Origin of the sequence: Sphingomonas leidyi (genome assembly GCF_011761945.1) — a bacterium.
GTDB classification, from domain to species: Bacteria; Pseudomonadota; Alphaproteobacteria; order Sphingomonadales; family Sphingomonadaceae; genus Sphingomonas; species Sphingomonas leidyi.
The window spans coordinates 347104-364070 of record NZ_JAASQV010000001.1 but is presented as its reverse complement, the minus strand read 5'-3'; the positions used below and the strand labels follow the sequence as shown (position 1 = coordinate 364070).

The following is a 16967-nucleotide window of genomic DNA, read 5'->3' as shown; positions in this document are numbered from 1 at the left end:
AATTCCGGGCCGGATTAACGCGAATATTACGATCGCTCCCGTAACGATTCCGTCGAGAACGGGGGCGGGACATGCGATCAAGGGCAAGCATCGACGGGCATCGCGCGGGCAAGGACGCCGAGCGGATCGCCGCATGGACCGGCGGGGCCCGGGCATGAGCGCGCCCGTTTCCCTCCACTCGCCGCTCGACCGGCTGGTATCCTGGTTCCGCCGCGGCGAAGGCGAGGATCCATGGGCCGCGCCCGACCGGACCGCGCTCCACCGCCTGCGCTACGAACAGATCGGCGCCTTCCTGTTCCAGCACGGGCTGGAGCCCAGCACGACCAACTTCGACTTTGCCGGCCGTTTCCTCGACGGCCTGGAGGCCCCGCTGGTGCGCGCGGCCCAGGAACTGCTCAACGCCAAGGGCAGCCTGACCGACCGCGATGTCGAACGGATCGTCGAGCGCTGCGCTGCGGGCGAGACGCCCGACAAGCTCGACAAGCTCACCCGCGAGCTCGAGAGCAAGGTCGCCGATTGCCTTGCCGCGGTGGGCGACGCCACTGCCTCGACCAGCGCCTATTCCACCGCGCTCGGCGAAGCGGCCGACCAGATGGGCAGCGAGCCGGGCGAGGCCTATCGCCGGCTGCTCGAAGTCACGCTCGACGTCGCCGAGACGACGCGCAGGATCGGCGGCCGGCTCGAGCGCACCCGCGAGGGCACGCGGCGCCTGCGCGCCGATCTCGAGCGCGCAGTGCGCGAGGCGGAGGAGGATCACCTCACCGGCCTGCCCAATCGCCGCGGCTTCTTCGCGCGGATGGAGGAGACGCTGGCCCGGCCGGATGCCGCCCCCTTTGCCCTCGCGCTGTGCGACATCGACAATTTCAAGGCGATCAACGACCGGCACGGCCATCATACCGGCGACCGCGTGCTCCGCTTCGTCGCGCGCTTCCTGCGCGAGGACCTGGGCCGCCGGGTGACGGTCGCGCGCTATGGCGGCGAGGAGTTCGTCTGCCTGTTCGAGGGCGCCGATGCGGAGGAGGCCGCCGACCTGCTCGACGGCTGCCGCGCCCGGCTGCGCGAGCGGCTGCTGCGCGACCAGACCACCGACCTGCCGATCGGCAGGATCAGCTTCTCGGCCGGCGTCGCGCCGGTCGCGGGCGATCACGCCGACGCGCTGCGCCTCGCGGACGACCTGCTCTATGCCGCGAAACATGCCGGCAAGGATCGCGTGGTGACCTCCACGCTGCCGGTCGCCTCCGCGGCCTAGGGCGGGGCATCCTTCGCGGCGCCTCTCGTCCTTTCCGCCATCCCGCGCCCGTCAGGTGGGGGAGTTGTCCCGCGGGGATCGACGGGAATGGATTGCCTCGAGGGAGGCGCTAGCCCCGCCGCAGATGCGTGATGTCCTGCTTCAGGCCGTAGAGATAGGCCGGGCGGCCATCGCGCACCTCGACATCGGCAGTCACGCGCATCCAGCGCATCTCGCCGTCCGGCCGGCGGATCTCGGCCTCGAAGGTGAAGCTGCCGCAATTGGCGATCGCCTCCGACCGCAGCCTGGCCAGTTCGGCCCGCGATTCCGGGCTGTACATGGCGACCACTTCGTCGCGGCGCACCGGCCGGCCGGGCGGCAGGCCGAATATCGCGAACACGCCCGGCGTCCAGCGCAGCGAATCGTCGGACAGGTCGCATTCCCAGGCGGCGGGCATCGGCGCGAGCACCGCGGGGGCACCATCGGGCACGACATGCAGCGCGTTCGCCCAACCCATCGGCACGCGCCCGGCCGGCGGCGCCGCCACGCGATCTATCCAGTGATTCATCACGCTACACCCAAGGCTCCACTCCGTCCGCCTTGCTACGCCTCCAATGGTTAATCTCCAACCCCCGCATAGCCCGGCGATTCGGTCCCTTGATGCAGGATTCCATCCGCTTGGCTCGGCCGCGATGCGAACGCCCCGGCCCTTCCGCGCCGTCCGCACATGCCGGCCGGGGGAGGCAAGATTTTCGCGCCGCCCCCGCTCGGGGGTGACGCGGGCACATGCCCTCGCTATGGGCTGCGCCCATGACCCAGATCACGTCCGAGATCGTCGCCGAGCACGGCTTCACCCCCGAAGAATATGCGCGCGTCCTGAAGGCGATGGGCCGCGAGCCCAACCTTACCGAACTCGGCATCTTCTCGGTGATGTGGTCCGAGCATTGCAGCTACAAGTCGAGCCGCATCCACCTGAAGAAGCTGCCGACCGAGGGCCCCCAGGTGATCTGCGGCCCGGGCGAGAATGCCGGCGTGGTCGATATCGGCGACGGCCAGGCCGCGATCTTCAAGATGGAGAGCCACAACCACCCGTCGTACATCGAGCCCTATCAGGGCGCGGCGACCGGCGTGGGCGGCATCCTGCGCGACGTGTTCACCATGGGCGCGCGCCCGATCGCCAACATGAACGCGCTGCGCTTCGGCCGGCCCGACCACCCCAAGATGAAGCACCTCATCGCCGGCGTGGTCCACGGCATCGGCGGCTATGGCAATTGCGTCGGCGTCCCCACCGTCGGCGGCGAAGTCAATTTCCACAAGGCCTATGACGGCAACATCCTGGTCAACGCGATGACCGTCGGCATCGCGGACACGGACAAGATCTTCTATTCGGCCGCCAGCGGCGTCGGCAATCCGATCGTCTATGTCGGCTCGAAGACCGGCCGCGACGGCATCCACGGCGCGACGATGGCGAGCGCGGATTTCGGCGAGGACAGCGAGGAGAAGCGCCCCACCGTCCAGGTCGGCGATCCCTTCACCGAGAAGCTGCTGATCGAAGCGTGCCTCGAGCTGATGTCGTCGGACGCGATCGTCGCGATCCAGGACATGGGCGCCGCCGGCCTCACTTCCTCCTCGGTCGAGATGGCCAGCAAGGGCGGCGTCGGCATCGAGCTGGTGATGGACGACGTGCCCCAGCGCGAAACCGGCATGACGCCGTACGAGATGATGCTGTCGGAGAGCCAGGAGCGCATGCTCATGGTGCTCAAGCCCGGCCGCGAAGCCTTTGCCGAGGCGATCTTCCGCAAATGGGAGCTCGATTTCGCCGTGATCGGCCATGTGACGGATACCGGCCGCATGGTGCTGAAATGGAAGGGCGACACGGTCGCCGACATCCCGCTCGCCCCGCTGGCGGACGAAGCGCCGCTCTACGACCGGCCGCACGTGCCGACGCCGAAGCCCGCCGAACTGGCGGACGTGCCCGAGAGCACCGATCCGGCCGCGGACCTGCTCAAGCTGGTCGGCACGCCCGACCTCGCCTCGCGCCGCTGGATCTGGGAGCAGTACGACCATATGGTCGGCGCCGACACCGTGCAGCGCCCGGGCGGCGACGCGGCGGTGGTCCGCGTGCACGGCTCCGGCAAGGGCCTGGCGATCACCACCGATTGCACCCCGCGCTATTGCTTCGCCGACCCGGTGGAGGGCGGCAAGCAGGCGATCGCGGAGGCATGGCGCAACCTTTCGGCCGTCGGCGCCACCCCGCTGGCGGTGACCAACTGCCTCAACTTCGCCAATCCGCAACGCCCGGAGATCATGGGCCAGATCGTCGGCTGCCTCGAAGGCATGTCGGAGGCGTGCCGCGCGCTCGACTTCCCGATCGTCTCGGGCAACGTCTCGCTCTACAACGAGAGCAAGGCCACCGGCGGCGGCTCGGCGATCCTGCCGACCCCGGCGATCGGCGCGATCGGCCTGCTCAAGGATTATTCGAAGAGCGCGACCATCGCCTTCAAGGGCACCGGCGACATCATCCTGGCGGTCGGCGAACGTTCGGGCCATCTCGGCCAGTCGCTGTGGCTGCGCGAGCTGCACGGCCGCGAGGAAGGGCCGGCTCCCGAAGTCGATCTGATGATGGAACGCCGCACCGGCGCCTTCATCCGCTCGGGCATCTGCACCGGCGCGATCACCGCCTGCCACGACGTATCGGACGGCGGACTGGCGGTCGCGATCGCCGAGATGGCGATGGCCTCGGGCATCGGCGCGATCATCGACCAGCCCCAGCCCTTCGGCATCGCCGGCTCCTTCTTCGGCGAAGACCAGGGCCTGTATGTCGTCACGATCTGCGACACCTGCCTTGCCGACTTCCTCGTCGCGGCGGACAAGGCCGGGCTGGTCGCCGATCCGATCGGTCGCACGATCAAGGACCGGATCATCTTCGAGCTGGAAGAAGGCGATTTCTGCGTGAGCCTGGCCGATCTCAAGGCGGCGCACGAAGCGTTCTTCCCGGAGCTGATGGGGGAAGACGCGGCCCTGGCGTGAAGCAGGTGCGTGCCGGCCGGCAAGGAGGGAAGTCGTGATGACCGCTGGCTATTCCGGCACGCCGCTGGCGAAGAAACTGGGGCTCAAGCCCGGCATGCGCAGCTGGTTCGGCGACATGCCGGACAGCGTCCGCGCCGAGATCGACCCCGCGGGGCTGGGGATCGAGGAATATGCAGTCGCCTGTGCCGGACTGCAGGCGGCGCATGTCTTCGTCACCGAGCGGGCGAGGCTCGAACGGGAGCTGGAGGCGCTGCTCGCGCTGATCGACCGGAACGGCTTCATCTGGGTCTCCTGGCCCAAGAAGGCCGCCCGGGTGGAGACCGACATTACCGAGGACGTGATCCGCGCAGTCGCGCTGCCCAAGGGGCTGGTCGACATCAAGGTCTGCGCGGTCGATCCGGTCTGGTCGGGCCTGAAGCTGGTGATCCGCAGGGAGAATCGCTGAGCGCTACGGGGAAAACCGGATTGCCTGGCCCGAGACACCGGTGGCATCGTCGAATCAGAGGGGGCATCCATGGCCGAGCACGAAGCGCTGCCGTGGCAGCCCTATCCGGAACTGAGCGACAATGCCCGGATCGAGCGGGCCCAGACCTTCCTGGCGGAGATCGCCACGCGTCGCAGCTGCCGGGCCTTTAGCGATCGGCCCGTTCCCCGTGAAGTGATCGAGGCGGCGCTGCGGGCCGCCGGCTCGGCACCGAGCGGCGCCAACCGCCAGCCCTGGCACTTCTGCGCGATCGCGGGGGCGGAGGCCAAGGCGACGATCCGCGTCGCGGCCGAGGAGGAGGAGCGCCATTTCTACGCCGGCCGCGCACCGGGAGCGTGGCTCGATGCGGTGCGCCCGCTCGGCACCCATGCCGACAAGCCCTTTCTCGAGACGGCGCCCTGGCTGATCGCGGTCTTCGCCCGGCGCCTTGCCGACGACGAAGCCGTGCCGCGCAACTATTACGTCACCGAGAGCGTCGGCATCGCCACCGGGATCCTGCTCGCCACGCTGCACGCCGCCGGCATCGCGACGCTGGTCCACACGCCCAGGCCGATGCGCTTCCTCAACCGCGTCTGCCGCCGGCCGGAGGGCGAGAAGGCGCTGATGCTGATCGTCGCCGGCCATCCGGCCGCCGAAGCCATGACCCCGGCGGCCGGGAGCATGAAGAAGCCGCTGGAGGAGATCAGCTCCTGGTTGTAGCGTCCGCCAAGGAGAGCGGGAGGACAATCGACATGGCCCATGCCGGACGCCGGATCCTGGTGGCGGCGCTGATCGCCGGCACGCTCGACATCGCCGCGGCGGCGATCCTCGCGCTCCAGGCCGGCCGCACCCCCGACAGGATGCTGCGCGGCGTCGCCAGCGGGCCCTTCCCGGATGCGACCGGCTGGGGGGCGGCCGGCGCGGTGCTGGGGCTGGCGGTTCATTTCGCGATCATGGCCGTGATGGCGGCGGTCTTCGTCCTTGCCGCCGATCGGCTGCCCCTGCTCAAGGCGCGGCGCGTAGCCGCGGGCATCGGCTATGGCGTCGCCACCTGGGCGGTGATGAACCTGGTCGTGCTGCCGCTGCGCTGGCCGGCCGTCTTCCCGCATCTCGACCCGCAGACGGTCGCGACTCAGCTCTTCTGCCACATCGTGCTGGTCGGCATCCCGATCGCACTCGTCGCCGCGCGGCGCTGAATGCCCCCTTCCGCCGCGGGCACCCGGCTCGCTTCTCTCGATGTGGTCCGCGGCGTGGCGGTGCTGGGCATCCTGCTGCTCAACATCCTTTCCTTCGCCATGCCCGAGGCCGCCTATGTGAACCCGCGCGCCTATGGCGGCTGGCACGGCGCCGACCTGGCGACCTGGGCGATCAACTTCATGCTGTTCGACGGGCGGATGCGCGGGCTCTTCTCGTTCCTGTTCGGGGCCTCGACCTTGCTGGTGGTCGAGCGCGCCGAGGCTGGCGGGCGCGGCCCGGCCGGCGTGCACTATCGGCGCATGGCCTGGCTGCTCGTCTTCGGCCTCGCCCATCTGTTCCTGGTCTGGCACGGCGACATCCTCGCCCATTATGCGATGATGGGCATGATCGCCTATGCGATGCGCCGCCTGCCCGTGCCGCGATTGCTGGTGCTCGGCGCGATGCTCGCATTGGCCGGCGCGATCCTGTTCGCGACCATTCCGCTGGGTATCGTCCAGCTCCAGGCGCAGACCCCGAATGCCCCCGCGCTGCACGGCTATGCCCAGGCATTCGGCGTCCCCTCACCGGCCGACATCGCCAAGGACCTGGCGCTTCATCGCGGCAGCTATGGCACCATCCTCGCCGATCGGCTCCGCGAGGACGGCGGCGCGCTGTTCGCGCTGTTCGTCTTCTTCGGGCCGGAGACGCTCGGCTACATGCTGTTCGGCATGGCGGCGCTGCGCAGCGGAATGCTGCGGGGCGAATGGCCCCGGGCGCGCTATCGCCGCTGGCTGATCGCCTGCTGGGGCATCGGCCTGCCCGCCTATGCCGTGCTGGCATGGTGGCAATGGCGTTCCGGCTTCGACATGCGCGTGGTCGCGGCGATGCTGCCGCTCACCGCGCTGGTCCGCCCGCCGATGATCGCCGGATGGATCTGCCTGATCCTGCTTCTCGCCCGCCCGGACGGCGCGCTGACCGCCCGCCTCGCCGCGGCGGGTCGGATGGCCTTCACCAACTATCTCGCCACCAGCCTGATCTGCACCACGCTCTTCTACGGCTATGGCCTGGGCTGGTACGGGCAGCTTACGCGCTGGCAGCTCTACCCGATTGTCTTCGTCATCTGGGCACTGATCCTGCTCTGGTCCGGGACCTGGCTCGACCATTTCCGATTCGGCCCGTTCGAGTGGTTGTGGCGCAGCCTGGCGCGCTGGCATCTCCAGCCGATCCGCAGAGGGGCGCCGGATAGTAATGCGAGTGCCTCGCAATAGTCTTGCGAATCAGTGTCAATAGCCCTAACTCGTCCCCGGAGAGTCGTGAGGGTCTGATGGTCGTTTGCGTTTGCAATGCTCTTCGGGAACGTGACGTGCGCGAGGCCGCGCGCGAGGGCGCGACCAGTGCCTGCCAGGCCTATCGGGCGCTCGGATGCCAGGCCAAGTGCGGACAATGCGTGCCGTTCGCACGCGAGATCATTGCCCAGGAACGTGCTGCTGCATAACGTTCGCAACAGCTGAAAACCGCAGAAATCCGCCACTTTTTGCTGTCCAACACGGGCTTCCGCGCCTATTCTGCTGCCCGAAATCCAATCACGAGAAACAGGTGGCGGCAATGAAGGGCGATCCCAAGGTCCTCGACTATCTCAACGAGGCGCTCAAGAACGAGCTCACCGCGATCAACCAATATTGGCTGCATTACCGGCTGCTCGACAATTGGGGCGTCACCAAGCTGGCCGAGCTCGAGCGCCACGAATCGATCGACGAGATGAAGCATGCCGACAAGCTGGCGGAGCGCATCCTGTTCCTCGACGGCCTGCCCAATTTCCAGCTGCTCGGCCGCCTGCGCATCGGCGAGACGGTGGAGGAGATCCTCAAGGCCGACCTGGCGGTGGAGATGGAGGCGATCCCGCTGCTGCGCGACGCGATCCAGCATTGCGAGAGCGTGCGCGACTATGTCTCGCGCGATCTGTTCGCCCATATCCTCGAAAGCGAGGAAGAGCATGTCGATACGCTGGAGAAGCAGTTCGACATGATCGCGCGCATGGGGCTTGAGAATTACATCCAGCTCAACAGCGAAGCGGCCGAGGCGAGCTAGGGTCCGTCAGCCCGCGAGCGAGCGCCGGCCGAACACCGGGCGGCGCTCCACCAGCGGGTTCGATTCGCGCTCCAGCAGCGCCAGCGTCGCTTCGAAGAGCGGGCGCAGCTGCACGACATGTTCGAGCACGTCCGTCGGCGTGTCCTGTCGCTCGATGCACAGGCGCGCGCTCATTTCGATCGTCTCTGCCAGGTCCGCCAGCGGATCGGCGCCGAACTGGCGCGATTCGCCCTTCAGCGTATGCGCGGGAATCACCATCGACGCGGCGTTGTTCGCGCGCATGGCTTCCTCGATCCGCGCAACGGACTTGACGCCGTCTTCGCGGAAATAGCCGAGAATGCGCACGAAATTGGCACCGAGCTCGGCCCGCGCCTGCGCAAAACTGTCCCAGTTCACCAGCTGCTCGTTGCCGGTCATCGCTTCTTTCCCCTACTCCGCACCCTCCAGAGCGTTCCGAAGGGTATCGCCCGTGTGTAAACACAGCGTTGATATGGGGGCAGGATCGTTACGGAAGCGATTGGATTCTCATTCCTTATCGCGATCGAACGGATTCTTCGGCGCGCGCAGCGTCAACCGCACCGGCACCGCGCCGAAATCGAATTCGCGGCGCAAGCCGTTGATCAGATAGCGCTGATAGCTCATCGGCAGCAGGTCGACGCGGGTGCCGAACAGCACGAAGCTGGGCGGGCGCGTCTTGTTCTGGGTGACGTAGCGCGGCTTGATCCGCTTGCCGCCGGGCGCGGGCGGCGGATTCGCCTCGACCGCACGCTCGAACCAGCGGTTGAGCTGGCCGGTGGAGACGCGGCGCGACCAGGCCTCGCGCGTCTTGAAGGCAACGTCGATCAGCGTGTCGAGCCCCTTCCCCGTCGCCGCGGAGACCGTGAGCAGCGGCACGCCCTTCACTTGCGCCAGCCCCTCGTCGAGCGCGCCCTTCACGCCGTTGAACATGCTGGAGGCGTTCTCGGCCACGTCCCATTTGTTGAGCGCGATGATCAGCGCGCGGCCCTCCTGCAGGACGCGATCGGCGATCTTGAGGTCCTGCACCTCGAGCCCGCGCGTCGCGTCGAGCAGCAGCACCACCACTTCGGCGAAGTCGATCGAGCGCAACGTGTCGGCGACCGAGAGCTTCTCCAGCTTCTCCTCCACGCGCGCCTTCTTGCGCAGCCCCGCCGTGTCGATCAGGCGGACCGGGCGCAGATTGCCGTCGAAATCCTCCCATTCCCAATCGATCGCGATCGAATCGCGGGTGATCCCGGCCTCGGGGCCGGTGATCATCCGGTCCTCGCCCAGGAAACGGTTCACCAGGGTCGACTTGCCGGCGTTCGGCCGGCCGACGATCGCCAGCTTGAGCGGGGCATTGGGATTGTCGGGATCCTCTTCCTCGACGTCCTCTTCCTCGCGCTCGACATGCGGCAGCAGCGCCTCGAACAGGTCGCCCATCCCCTCGCCATGCTCGGCCGAGAGCTGCACCGGATCGCCGAAGCCGAGCGCCATTGCCTCGATCACGCCGGTTTCGCCCGCGCGGCCCTCCGCCTTGTTGGCGACGAGCACGATCGGCCGGTCGGTCGAGCGCAGCCAGCGGGCGATCTCCTCGTCGAGCGGCGTCACTCCGGCGCGGGCATCGACCAGGAAGAGCGCGACATCGGCTTCCTGCACCGCCGCCTCGGTCTGCTGACGCATCCGGCCGGGCAGGGTTGCCGCGTCCTCGTCCTCATAGCCCGCGGTGTCGATGATGCGGAACTCGAGCCCGAGCAGGCTCGCATCGCCTTCGCGGCGATCGCGCGTCACGCCCGGCTGATCGTCGACCAGTGCGAGCTTCTTGCCGACCAGCCGGTTGAACAGCGTCGACTTGCCGACATTCGGCCGGCCGATGATGGCGACGATGGGCAATGGCATAAGGGTAACTCTTCTCGGGGTGTGCCCAGCAGAAGGGCATATAGTGCAAAAAGCAAACGGGCGAGGCCTCTCGGCCCCGCCCGCCTGCCATGGCCGGGACAGATATCAGCGGAACGCGGTCAGGCGCCCCTTGTCGTCCAGGATGTAGAGCATGTTGTTCACCACCACCGGCTGGAGCGAGATCGGAGCCTTCAGCTCGATCGTCGAGCTCACGCTGCCGTCGGCCGGCGAGACGAAGGCCAGCTCGCCGCGGGTGCTGCCCAGGATCAGCTTGCCGCCGGCCAGGACGGGACCGACCCAGCCCCAGGGATCCTTGGGCTTCTTGTCGTTCTTGTAGCGCTTGAGCTGGGAGATCCAGCGCACCTTGCCGCTGGTGCGCGAAAGGCACAGCAGGCGCGCATCGTCGGTCACCACGAACAGCCATTCGCCCGCCACCCAGGGAGTGGAGATGCCGGCGATATTCTGTTCCCACATGCGGTTGCCGGTGGCGATGTCCATCGCGACCATGCGGCCGCCCTGGCCCACGGCATAGACGCGGCCCTGGTCGATCACCGGCTCGGCGTCGATGTCCGACAGCGAGGAGACCGAAGTGCTCATGCTGCTGCGGGAGAGCACGTCGCTCCACAGCGAGCGGCCATTCTCGTAGCGATAGGCGTTGAGCTCGCCCGACGAGAAGCCGGCGATCACGGTGCCCTGCGCCGAGGCCGGCGCCGCTACGCCGAACACGCCCTGCGATTCGAGGCTGGCCGAAGCGGTCCAGCTGACGTCGCCATTCTCCTGGCTCATCACGAAGAGCTGGTTGTCCTGCGTGAGGACATAGGCATTGCCGTTGGCGAGCGTCGGGGCCCCGCGCAGCGGGCCGCCGGGGCGCTTGCGCCACAGTTCGGTGCCGTCCGCGACCTTGAGCGCAACGACATCGCCGAGGCCGTTGGTCGCGAAGACATGGTCGCCGGAGACGCTGACGCCGCCGCCGAAGCGCGCGGTCTTGTTGCCGTCGGCCTTCACCGTGGCAGCGCGCCACAGCTCGGCGCCGGTGTCGGCGGCCAGCGCATGGACCTGGCCGTCGGTATCCATCACGAACAGCTTGCCGCCCGCGACCACCGGCGAAGCGGCAAGGCGCTCCTTCTTGGAGGTCTTGGCGATCTGCTGGCTCCAGACCTGCGACGGCGTGGCGGACAAGGCGAGATGGCCCATCGACTTGGCCGCATTGCCGCCCGGCTGGGTCCAGTCCTGGTTCACCGCCGCTTCCGGCACGAGCACGTCGACACTTGCCAGCGACCTGTCGCTGGTGATGTCGTTTTCGGACATCAGGATGGGAACGCGCTCGCCGAGCACGGGCGTCTTCTTGCCCTGCCCCTTGATCACGCCGCAGCCGCTAACCAGCGCGAGTGCCGCAAGGGCCCCAGCCACCCTCAGCTTATTGTTCATTTAGCCTGCTTTTCCTTCGACTGATCGAGGACATCGATCCCCAATACGCTCGCCAGCTGAACCGCGCGTTGCCGCGTCGTATCCGGCACATTGTCGCCGCCCTGGGCGATCTGCTGGAGGAGCTTGCCCGCCTCGGCGCGCTTGCCGAGCTTGATCTGCGCGGCCGCCACCATCTCGCCGGCGCTTCCGAACCAGGCCGAATCCGGCTTGGCGAGGCCCTGGAGGCGCGAAACCACCACTTCGGGCTTCAGCGTGTCATACTCCACCGAAGTCTGGCGAAGCAGCGCGTAATCGCGGAACGGCTTGGCGAAGCCGCCGTTGCCCGCAACCGCGGCGAATTTGGCGGCGGCGCCCTTCGCGTCCTTCTTCTGCAGCAGCAGGTTGCCCTCGATGATCGACGACATCGCGGCATAGCCGTTGTTGCCGCCGGCAGCGAGCTTGGCGAGTTCGGGATTCGCCTTGTCGAGCTGGTTCTGCTCGATGTTGCGCAGGGCGGCATCATATTGCTCGCCCTTCTGGCCCGCGGCGGAATCGCTCTGGTGCTGCCAGAACAGGAAGCCGCCGAGCGCGAGGAACCCGGCCACCACGGCGCCGATGATCAGGCGCCCGTATTTCTGCCAGATGCCCAGCATCTGCGAACGGCGATATTCCTCGTCGACTTCGCGCAGGAAGGCTTCGTCTGTCGTGCCGGAGGGGGGAAGCGCCAAAATCTACTCCATGCGTCTCTTGCGGGCGCGAACCTGATCGTGCCGCGCGGGAATCAACAGAGCGCTCGGTAGCCCGTCAATCCCGCGGCGCATAGACCTGATCGGGCCCCGGGAAGGCCCGCGACCGAACATCGGCGGCATAGGTTTCAACCGCGGCGGAAATACGGCCGGCGAGATCGTCATATTTCTTCACGAAGCGGGCGGTCCGCTCGAACATGCCCAGCATGTCGTCGATCACCAGCACCTGGCCGTCGCACTCGGCCGAAGCGCCGATCCCGATCACCGGGCAGGACACCGCCGCGGTGATCTCCCGCGCCAGCGTCTCGACCACGCCCTCCACCACCATGCCGAACGCGCCGGCGGCGGCGATCGCCCGCGCATCGTCGAGGATCTGGGCATGCTCCGCGTTGCTCCGGCCCCGCGCGCCATAGCCGCCGAGCGCGTTGACCGCCTGGGGCGTGAGGCCGACATGCCCGACGACCGGGATACCGCGCCGGGTGAGGAATTCGACGGTGGGCGCTAGCGTCTCGCCGCCCTCCATCTTCACGCCGGCGGCGCCCGTCTCCGCCAGCACGCGCGCGGCGGAGGCGAAAGCCTGTTCCGGGCCCTGCTCGTAGCTGCCGAAGGGCATGTCGACCACGACCAGCGAATGCCAGCTGCCGCGCACCACCGCGGCGCCATGCGCGATCATCATCTCCAGCGTCACCGGCAGGGTGGAAGGCAGGCCGTAGATCACCTGGGCCAGGCTGTCCCCCACCAGCAGCACGTCGCAATGCGGATCGAGCAATTGCGCCATCCGCGTCGTGTAAGCGGTGAGCATCACGATCGGATCCTTGCCCTTGCGATCGCGAATCGCCGGGACGGTGAGCCGCTTCATCGGGGCGGGGGTCGGGTTTGCGCGGCTAGTGGCCGTATCCATGGTGACGTGCGACATGGCCGCGGGTCTAGCGCGTTGCGCCGATGGTCGCCAGCGCAACGGCATCCGGCAGGCGGCCCGGCCTCCTTCACTCTCCGCGATTTCCCGTCCCCGTCATCCCCGCAAAGGCCGGATGAAGGAGAGCGAGTTATAATCGCTTGACTCAATGTTCGATATATTTAACATTAAGGCACAAATTTCGAACTTGAGGTGAACTATGCCATTCAAGGAGAAGATCGCCTGGATCTCCGTGGTCACCACGATCCTGGTGTGGGGCGGCTTTTTCGGCTTCATGCTGACGACCGGCGGGAAGCTGCACGGCGCCGTCTATTTCACCGGCTTCATTGCCGCGGTGATCGTCCAGACGATCCTCGCGACGGGGGCCGCGATCGTCACCGCCGCGCTCGCCCCCGCCGATGCCGGCGCCGGCAGCGACGAGCGCGACCGCGACATCGCCCGACGCGCCTATGCCCTCGCCTATCCCGTGCTGATCGGGCTGGTGTTCTGCGTCGCCGGGAGCGTGCATCTGGGCTTCGACAGGATCGACATGGCCTATGCCATCATGGGCGCGATCGTGATCGCGGAGATCGTCCATTATGCCGCGCAGATCGCCGGCTATCGGCGGGGGAACTGACATGGCCTATCGCGAAAAGACCGCGTGGCTGACCCTGGTCTGCATGGCCGTGGCCTACGGCATCTATTTTCCGATGATGGCGCTGCGCGAAACCCCGCCCACGCTGTTCGACATCCTGTGGAGCTTCGGCATCATCGCCGGAACCCAGGCGGCGGTGGTGATCATCGGCCATATCGTCCTCGCCGCCCAAGCCCCGGGCGCCGCGGGCCGCCGCCCGGACGAACGCGACAAGGCGATCGCCCGGCGCGGCGCGTCCGCAGCCTATTATGTGCTGATGGCGGGCGCGATCCTGGTCGGCGTGGTGATGCCGTTCACCGAGCCGCCGCCCAAGATCGTCAATACCGCGCTACTCGCGATCGTGATCGCCGAAGCGGTGAACCACTTCCTGGTCCTGCTGAGCTATCGGAGGGGCTGGCATGGCTAGGGTCGTCAACCAGGTGCGCACCTTGCGCTTCCTCGCCGGCGAGATGACCCAGGCCGAGCTGGGCGAGAAGATCGGCCTCACGCGCCAGACGATCGCCGCGATCGAGCAAGGCAAATATTCGCCGTCGCTCGAAGCCGCGTTCCGGATCGCCCAGGTGTTCGGCAAGCCGCTCGAGGAAGTGTTCAGCTGGGAGGCATGAGCCCGCATGGCGCGAGCGTCGCGCGGGCTCCCGCTCAGAGCAGCGTCCGGGCGTAGTTCTCCGGCTTGAAGCCGACCAGGATGCCGCCCGGATATTCGAGCACGGGGCGCTTGATCATCGAGGGCTGGGCCAGCATCAGCGCCGCCGCCTTGCCGCCATCGATGCCTTCGCGATCGGCGTCGGGCAGCTTGCGGAAGGTGGTGCCGGCGCGATTGAGCAGCACTTCCCAGCCGACGATCCCGCTCCAGCGCGCGAGCCGGGCCGCATCGATCCCCGATGCCTTGTAGTCGTGAAAGGCATAGGCGATGCCGTGCGCGTCCATCCAGGCACGCGCCTTCTTGATCGTGTCGCAATTCTTGATGCCGTACATGGTGACCGTCACGTCGCGCCCTCGCCTGCTCGTGGTTCGGCCATGCGATAGCGCGCTTCGCGGCGGAAAACAGTCGGCTTTCGATCGGGCGGCGCGCGCACCGGGTCGGGGCTTCCATTCTCCGGCGTCATCCCCGGGCAGGCGCGGATGACGAAGCCGATCTCCCGGGCGTGCCCGCGTCCCCGACCCGGCGAATAAACTTATGCATAATCGCGCACCGGCCTTTCCCCCGGCGCCGGTTCTGGCTAAGCGCGCTGGGCATGGACCAGCATGCAGATTCCATCCTCATCGTCGATTTCGGCAGCCAGGTTACCCAGCTGATCGCGCGCCGCGTGCGCGAGGCGGGCGTCTATAGCGAGATCGCGCCCTTCACCACCGCCGCCAAGGCCTTTGCCCGGATGCAGCCCAAGGGGATCATCCTCTCCGGTTCCCCCGCATCGGTGCTGGACGAGGGCAGCCCCCGGGTGCCGCAGGAGATCTTCGACAGCGGCCTGCCGGTGCTCGGCATCTGCTATGGCCAGCAGGTGATGATGCACCAGCTCGGCGGCACGGTGCAGCTTGGCGACAGCGGCGAGTTCGGCCGCGCCTTCATCGAGATCGACGATGGCTGCGTGCTGTTCGACGGCATGTGGCACGAGGGCGAGAACCACCAGGTGTGGATGAGCCATGGCGACAAGGTGACCAACCTGGCCCCCGGCTTCCGCCCGGTCGCGCACAGCGCCGGCGCCCCCTTTGCAGTGATCGCCGACGATACGCGGCGCTATTATGCGATGCAGTTCCACCCGGAGGTGGTCCATACGCCCGACGGCGCCAAGCTGCTCGCCAACTTCGTCCGCCACGTCTGCGGGCTGCAGGGCGACTGGACCATGGCCGAGTTCCGCCAGGCCAAGATCGCCGAGATCCGCGCGCAGGTGGGCAGCGGCAAGGTGATCTGCGGGCTTTCGGGCGGCGTCGACAGCGCGGTGGCCGCGGTGCTGATCCACGAGGCGATCGGCGAGCAGCTCACCTGCGTGTTCGTCGATCACGGGCTGATGCGCTCGGGCGAGGCCGAACAGGTCGTTGGCCTGTTCCGCAACCACTACAACATCCCGCTCGTCCATGTGAACGCCGAGACGCTGTTCCTCGCCGGCCTGGCCGGAGTCACGGATCCGGAGGCGAAGCGCAAGTTCATCGGCAAGACCTTCATCGACGTGTTCGAGGAAGAGGCGCGGAAGATCGGCGGCGCCGATTTCCTGGCGCAGGGCACGCTCTATCCCGACGTGATCGAGAGCGTGAGCTTCACCGGCGGGCCTTCGGTGACGATCAAGAGCCACCACAATGTCGGCGGCCTGCCCGAGCGGATGAACATGAAGCTCGTCGAGCCGCTGCGCGAGCTGTTCAAGGACGAAGTCCGCGCGCTGGGCCGGGAACTGGGGCTGCCCGAGCAGTTCGTCGGCCGCCATCCCTTTCCGGGGCCGGGCCTGGCGATCCGCATCCCGGGCGAAGTGACGCGGGAGCGCTGCGACATTCTGCGCAAGGCGGACGCCATCTATCTGGAGGAGATCCGCAACGCCGGGCTGTACGACGCGATCTGGCAGGCCTTTGCGGTGCTGACGCCGGTGCGCACGGTCGGCGTGATGGGCGACGGCCGCACCTATGATTCGGTGCTGGCGCTGCGTGCGGTGACATCGATCGACGGCATGACCGCCGAGGCGTTCGAGTTCCCGGGCGGGTTTCTCCCCCGGGTGGCGACGCGCATCGTCAACGAAGTGCGGGGCGTGAACCGCGTCGCGTACGACTATACCTCGAAGCCGCCGGGGACGATCGAGTGGGAGTGACGGCGGGGATGGCGGCCTAGCGCTGCACCAGCGCCGCGATGTACAGCGCAAACGCGGCGATGGAGCTCAGGGTGCGGACATGGTTCCACATCGTCCATTCCTTGAGATAGCGCGCCCAGATCTCGACCGGGCCGGTGCCGTCGCCGGCCGCGACCAGCGCGTCGTTGAGCGGCACGTTGCAGAACATCGTCACGCCGAACATGCCGAGCAGATAGATCGTGCCGCCGGCGACCATCGCCAGCGCGCCCGGCTCGCCCCAGCGCAGCGCGCCGACCACCGCGAGCAGCCCGGCCGCCATGGTGGTCGCGAGGAACAGCGGCAGGAAGGACGAGCGCAATATGTCGACATTGATCGCATGCATCGCCGCCATGCCCGAGGCCGGGGCAATCCGGCCGAGCGCCGTCATGATGAACGTGGAGAAGGCATAATAGAGCCCGGCCATCAGCCCGCAGCCGATTGCCGAGAACCAGAGCAGTCCGGGAACGAGAAAGGTGCGCATCATCCAGGCCCTTCGATTGAATACGAGAATGTATCGTATTTGCAAAACCCGATAATCCCTCGTATTCGAATCGTCAAGCGCATGCGATGGGA

20 protein-coding genes are annotated in these 16967 nt (G+C 67.5%); 12 read left to right on the top strand and 8 right to left on the bottom strand.

The window, feature by feature from the left end; translation table 11 throughout:
* Positions 1–154: 154 nt before the first annotated feature.
* The gene (locus tag FHR20_RS02010; protein ID WP_167297995.1) at positions 155–1249 is read left to right on the top strand and encodes a GGDEF domain-containing protein; all 1095 of its coding nucleotides are present in this window, start codon (positions 155–157) and stop codon (positions 1247–1249) included.
* Between the two features lie 109 nt (positions 1250–1358).
* On the opposite strand, the gene FHR20_RS02005 is transcribed toward FHR20_RS02010, so the two are convergent.
* Positions 1359–1796 (bottom strand): PAS domain-containing protein, encoded by a 438-nt coding sequence (locus FHR20_RS02005; protein WP_243857096.1) that lies wholly within the window; start codon positions 1794–1796, stop codon positions 1359–1361.
* Positions 1797–2038: 242 nt separating this feature from the next.
* Between FHR20_RS02005 and purL the strand changes: the two genes are divergently transcribed.
* The 7 genes from purL to bfr all read left to right on the top strand — a co-directional run bounded on the left by purL (position 2039) and on the right by bfr (position 7985).
* Positions 2039–4258, top strand: a complete 2220-nt coding sequence (gene purL / locus FHR20_RS02000; protein ID WP_167297994.1) for a phosphoribosylformylglycinamidine synthase subunit PurL — start codon at positions 2039–2041, stop codon at positions 4256–4258.
* 37 nt (positions 4259–4295) lie between these two features.
* Positions 4296–4703 carry a hypothetical protein gene (locus tag FHR20_RS01995; protein WP_167297993.1) on the top strand — a complete coding sequence of 136 codons (408 nt, stop codon included), beginning with the start codon at positions 4296–4298 and terminating at the stop codon, positions 4701–4703.
* 69 nt (positions 4704–4772) lie between these two features.
* Positions 4773–5441 (top strand): nitroreductase family protein, encoded by a 669-nt coding sequence (locus tag FHR20_RS01990; RefSeq protein ID WP_167297992.1) that lies wholly within the window; start codon positions 4773–4775, stop codon positions 5439–5441.
* Positions 5442–5473: 32 nt separating this feature from the next.
* Positions 5474–5917, top strand: coding sequence for a DUF1440 domain-containing protein (locus tag FHR20_RS01985; protein WP_167297991.1), 444 nt, complete (start codon positions 5474–5476; stop codon positions 5915–5917).
* Complete coding sequence (locus FHR20_RS01980) at positions 5918–7165, top strand: DUF418 domain-containing protein (protein ID WP_167297990.1); 1248 nt, start codon at positions 5918–5920, stop codon at positions 7163–7165.
* A 56-nt stretch (positions 7166–7221) separates the two neighbouring features.
* Positions 7222–7392 (top strand): (2Fe-2S)-binding protein, encoded by a 171-nt coding sequence (locus FHR20_RS01975; protein WP_086128692.1) that lies wholly within the window; start codon positions 7222–7224, stop codon positions 7390–7392.
* A gap of 110 nt (positions 7393–7502) precedes the next feature.
* The gene (gene bfr, locus FHR20_RS01970) at positions 7503–7985 is read left to right on the top strand and encodes a bacterioferritin (RefSeq protein ID WP_086128691.1); all 483 of its coding nucleotides are present in this window, start codon (positions 7503–7505) and stop codon (positions 7983–7985) included.
* A 6-nt stretch (positions 7986–7991) separates the two neighbouring features.
* On the opposite strand, the gene FHR20_RS01965 is transcribed toward bfr, so the two are convergent.
* From FHR20_RS01965 to panB, 5 genes are all read right to left on the bottom strand, one after another.
* Entirely contained in the window at positions 7992–8402 is a 411-nt protein-coding gene (locus FHR20_RS01965; RefSeq protein WP_086128690.1) for an Hpt domain-containing protein, read from the bottom strand.
* A gap of 108 nt (positions 8403–8510) precedes the next feature.
* Positions 8511–9881: a ribosome biogenesis GTPase Der gene (gene der, locus FHR20_RS01960; protein WP_167297989.1), complete on the bottom strand. Its 1371-nt coding sequence runs from the start codon at positions 9879–9881 to the stop codon at positions 8511–8513.
* 105 nt (positions 9882–9986) lie between these two features.
* Entirely contained in the window at positions 9987–11309 is a 1323-nt protein-coding gene (locus FHR20_RS01955) for a PQQ-like beta-propeller repeat protein (protein ID WP_167297988.1), read from the bottom strand.
* A complete protein-coding gene (locus FHR20_RS01950; protein ID WP_167297987.1) occupies positions 11306–12016 on the bottom strand; it encodes a tetratricopeptide repeat protein in 711 nt (236 codons plus the stop codon). The genes FHR20_RS01955 and FHR20_RS01950 overlap by 4 nt, the downstream gene beginning before the upstream one ends.
* 76 nt (positions 12017–12092) lie before the next feature.
* The gene (gene panB / locus FHR20_RS01945; RefSeq protein WP_167297986.1) at positions 12093–12950 is read right to left on the bottom strand and encodes a 3-methyl-2-oxobutanoate hydroxymethyltransferase; all 858 of its coding nucleotides are present in this window, start codon (positions 12948–12950) and stop codon (positions 12093–12095) included.
* 199 nt (positions 12951–13149) lie between these two features.
* On the opposite strand from panB, the gene FHR20_RS01940 reads away from it, so the two are divergent.
* Genes FHR20_RS01940 through FHR20_RS01930 form a run of 3 tightly spaced genes read left to right on the top strand, consistent with a single transcriptional unit; the run spans position 13150 to position 14189 of the window.
* Positions 13150–13566, top strand: coding sequence for a hypothetical protein (locus tag FHR20_RS01940; RefSeq protein ID WP_167297985.1), 417 nt, complete (start codon positions 13150–13152; stop codon positions 13564–13566).
* A 1-nt stretch (position 13567) separates the two neighbouring features.
* Positions 13568–13990, top strand: a complete 423-nt coding sequence (locus FHR20_RS01935) for a hypothetical protein (RefSeq protein ID WP_167297984.1) — start codon at positions 13568–13570, stop codon at positions 13988–13990.
* Positions 13983–14189 carry a helix-turn-helix transcriptional regulator gene (locus FHR20_RS01930; protein WP_086128683.1) on the top strand — a complete coding sequence of 69 codons (207 nt, stop codon included), beginning with the start codon at positions 13983–13985 and terminating at the stop codon, positions 14187–14189. The genes FHR20_RS01935 and FHR20_RS01930 overlap by 8 nt, the downstream gene beginning before the upstream one ends.
* A gap of 34 nt (positions 14190–14223) precedes the next feature.
* On the opposite strand, the gene FHR20_RS01925 is transcribed toward FHR20_RS01930, so the two are convergent.
* Positions 14224–14571, bottom strand: a complete 348-nt coding sequence (locus tag FHR20_RS01925) for an ArsC family reductase (protein ID WP_167297983.1) — start codon at positions 14569–14571, stop codon at positions 14224–14226.
* A 248-nt stretch (positions 14572–14819) separates the two neighbouring features.
* Here FHR20_RS01925 and guaA point away from each other — a divergent pair, with 248 nt between their 5' ends.
* On the top strand, positions 14820–16376 hold the full coding sequence (gene guaA / locus FHR20_RS01920; RefSeq protein ID WP_167297982.1) for a glutamine-hydrolyzing GMP synthase: 1557 nt from the start codon (positions 14820–14822) through the stop codon (positions 16374–16376).
* Positions 16377–16392: 16 nt separating this feature from the next.
* Here the strand turns inward: guaA and FHR20_RS01915 are convergent, their stop codons facing one another.
* Positions 16393–16875, bottom strand: coding sequence for an anthrone oxygenase family protein (locus FHR20_RS01915; protein WP_167297981.1), 483 nt, complete (start codon positions 16873–16875; stop codon positions 16393–16395).
* Positions 16876–16967 lie beyond the last annotated feature (92 nt).

Bases quoted from the DNA above. Each gene is read 5' to 3' on its own strand.
- FHR20_RS02010 (WP_167297995.1), top strand. From the start codon at position 155: ATGAGCGCGCCCGTTTCCCTCCACTCGCCGCTCGACCGGCTGGTATCC.
- FHR20_RS02005 (WP_243857096.1), bottom strand. From the start codon at position 1,796: ATGAATCACTGGATAGATCGCGTGGCGGCGCCGCCGGCCGGGCGCGTG.
- purL (WP_167297994.1), top strand. From the start codon at position 2,039: ATGACCCAGATCACGTCCGAGATCGTCGCCGAGCACGGCTTCACCCCC.
- FHR20_RS01995 (WP_167297993.1), top strand. From the start codon at position 4,296: ATGACCGCTGGCTATTCCGGCACGCCGCTGGCGAAGAAACTGGGGCTC.
- FHR20_RS01990 (WP_167297992.1), top strand. From the start codon at position 4,773: ATGGCCGAGCACGAAGCGCTGCCGTGGCAGCCCTATCCGGAACTGAGC.
- FHR20_RS01985 (WP_167297991.1), top strand. From the start codon at position 5,474: ATGGCCCATGCCGGACGCCGGATCCTGGTGGCGGCGCTGATCGCCGGC.
- FHR20_RS01980 (WP_167297990.1), top strand. From the start codon at position 5,918: ATGCCCCCTTCCGCCGCGGGCACCCGGCTCGCTTCTCTCGATGTGGTC.
- FHR20_RS01975 (WP_086128692.1), top strand. From the start codon at position 7,222: ATGGTCGTTTGCGTTTGCAATGCTCTTCGGGAACGTGACGTGCGCGAG.
- bfr (WP_086128691.1), top strand. From the start codon at position 7,503: ATGAAGGGCGATCCCAAGGTCCTCGACTATCTCAACGAGGCGCTCAAG.
- FHR20_RS01965 (WP_086128690.1), bottom strand. From the start codon at position 8,402: ATGACCGGCAACGAGCAGCTGGTGAACTGGGACAGTTTTGCGCAGGCG.
- der (WP_167297989.1), bottom strand. From the start codon at position 9,881: ATGCCATTGCCCATCGTCGCCATCATCGGCCGGCCGAATGTCGGCAAG.
- FHR20_RS01955 (WP_167297988.1), bottom strand. From the start codon at position 11,309: ATGAACAATAAGCTGAGGGTGGCTGGGGCCCTTGCGGCACTCGCGCTG.
- panB (WP_167297986.1), bottom strand. From the start codon at position 12,950: ATGTCGCACGTCACCATGGATACGGCCACTAGCCGCGCAAACCCGACC.
- FHR20_RS01940 (WP_167297985.1), top strand. From the start codon at position 13,150: ATGCCATTCAAGGAGAAGATCGCCTGGATCTCCGTGGTCACCACGATC.
- FHR20_RS01935 (WP_167297984.1), top strand. From the start codon at position 13,568: ATGGCCTATCGCGAAAAGACCGCGTGGCTGACCCTGGTCTGCATGGCC.
- FHR20_RS01930 (WP_086128683.1), top strand. From the start codon at position 13,983: ATGGCTAGGGTCGTCAACCAGGTGCGCACCTTGCGCTTCCTCGCCGGC.
- guaA (WP_167297982.1), top strand. From the start codon at position 14,820: ATGGACCAGCATGCAGATTCCATCCTCATCGTCGATTTCGGCAGCCAG.
- FHR20_RS01915 (WP_167297981.1), bottom strand. From the start codon at position 16,875: ATGCGCACCTTTCTCGTTCCCGGACTGCTCTGGTTCTCGGCAATCGGC.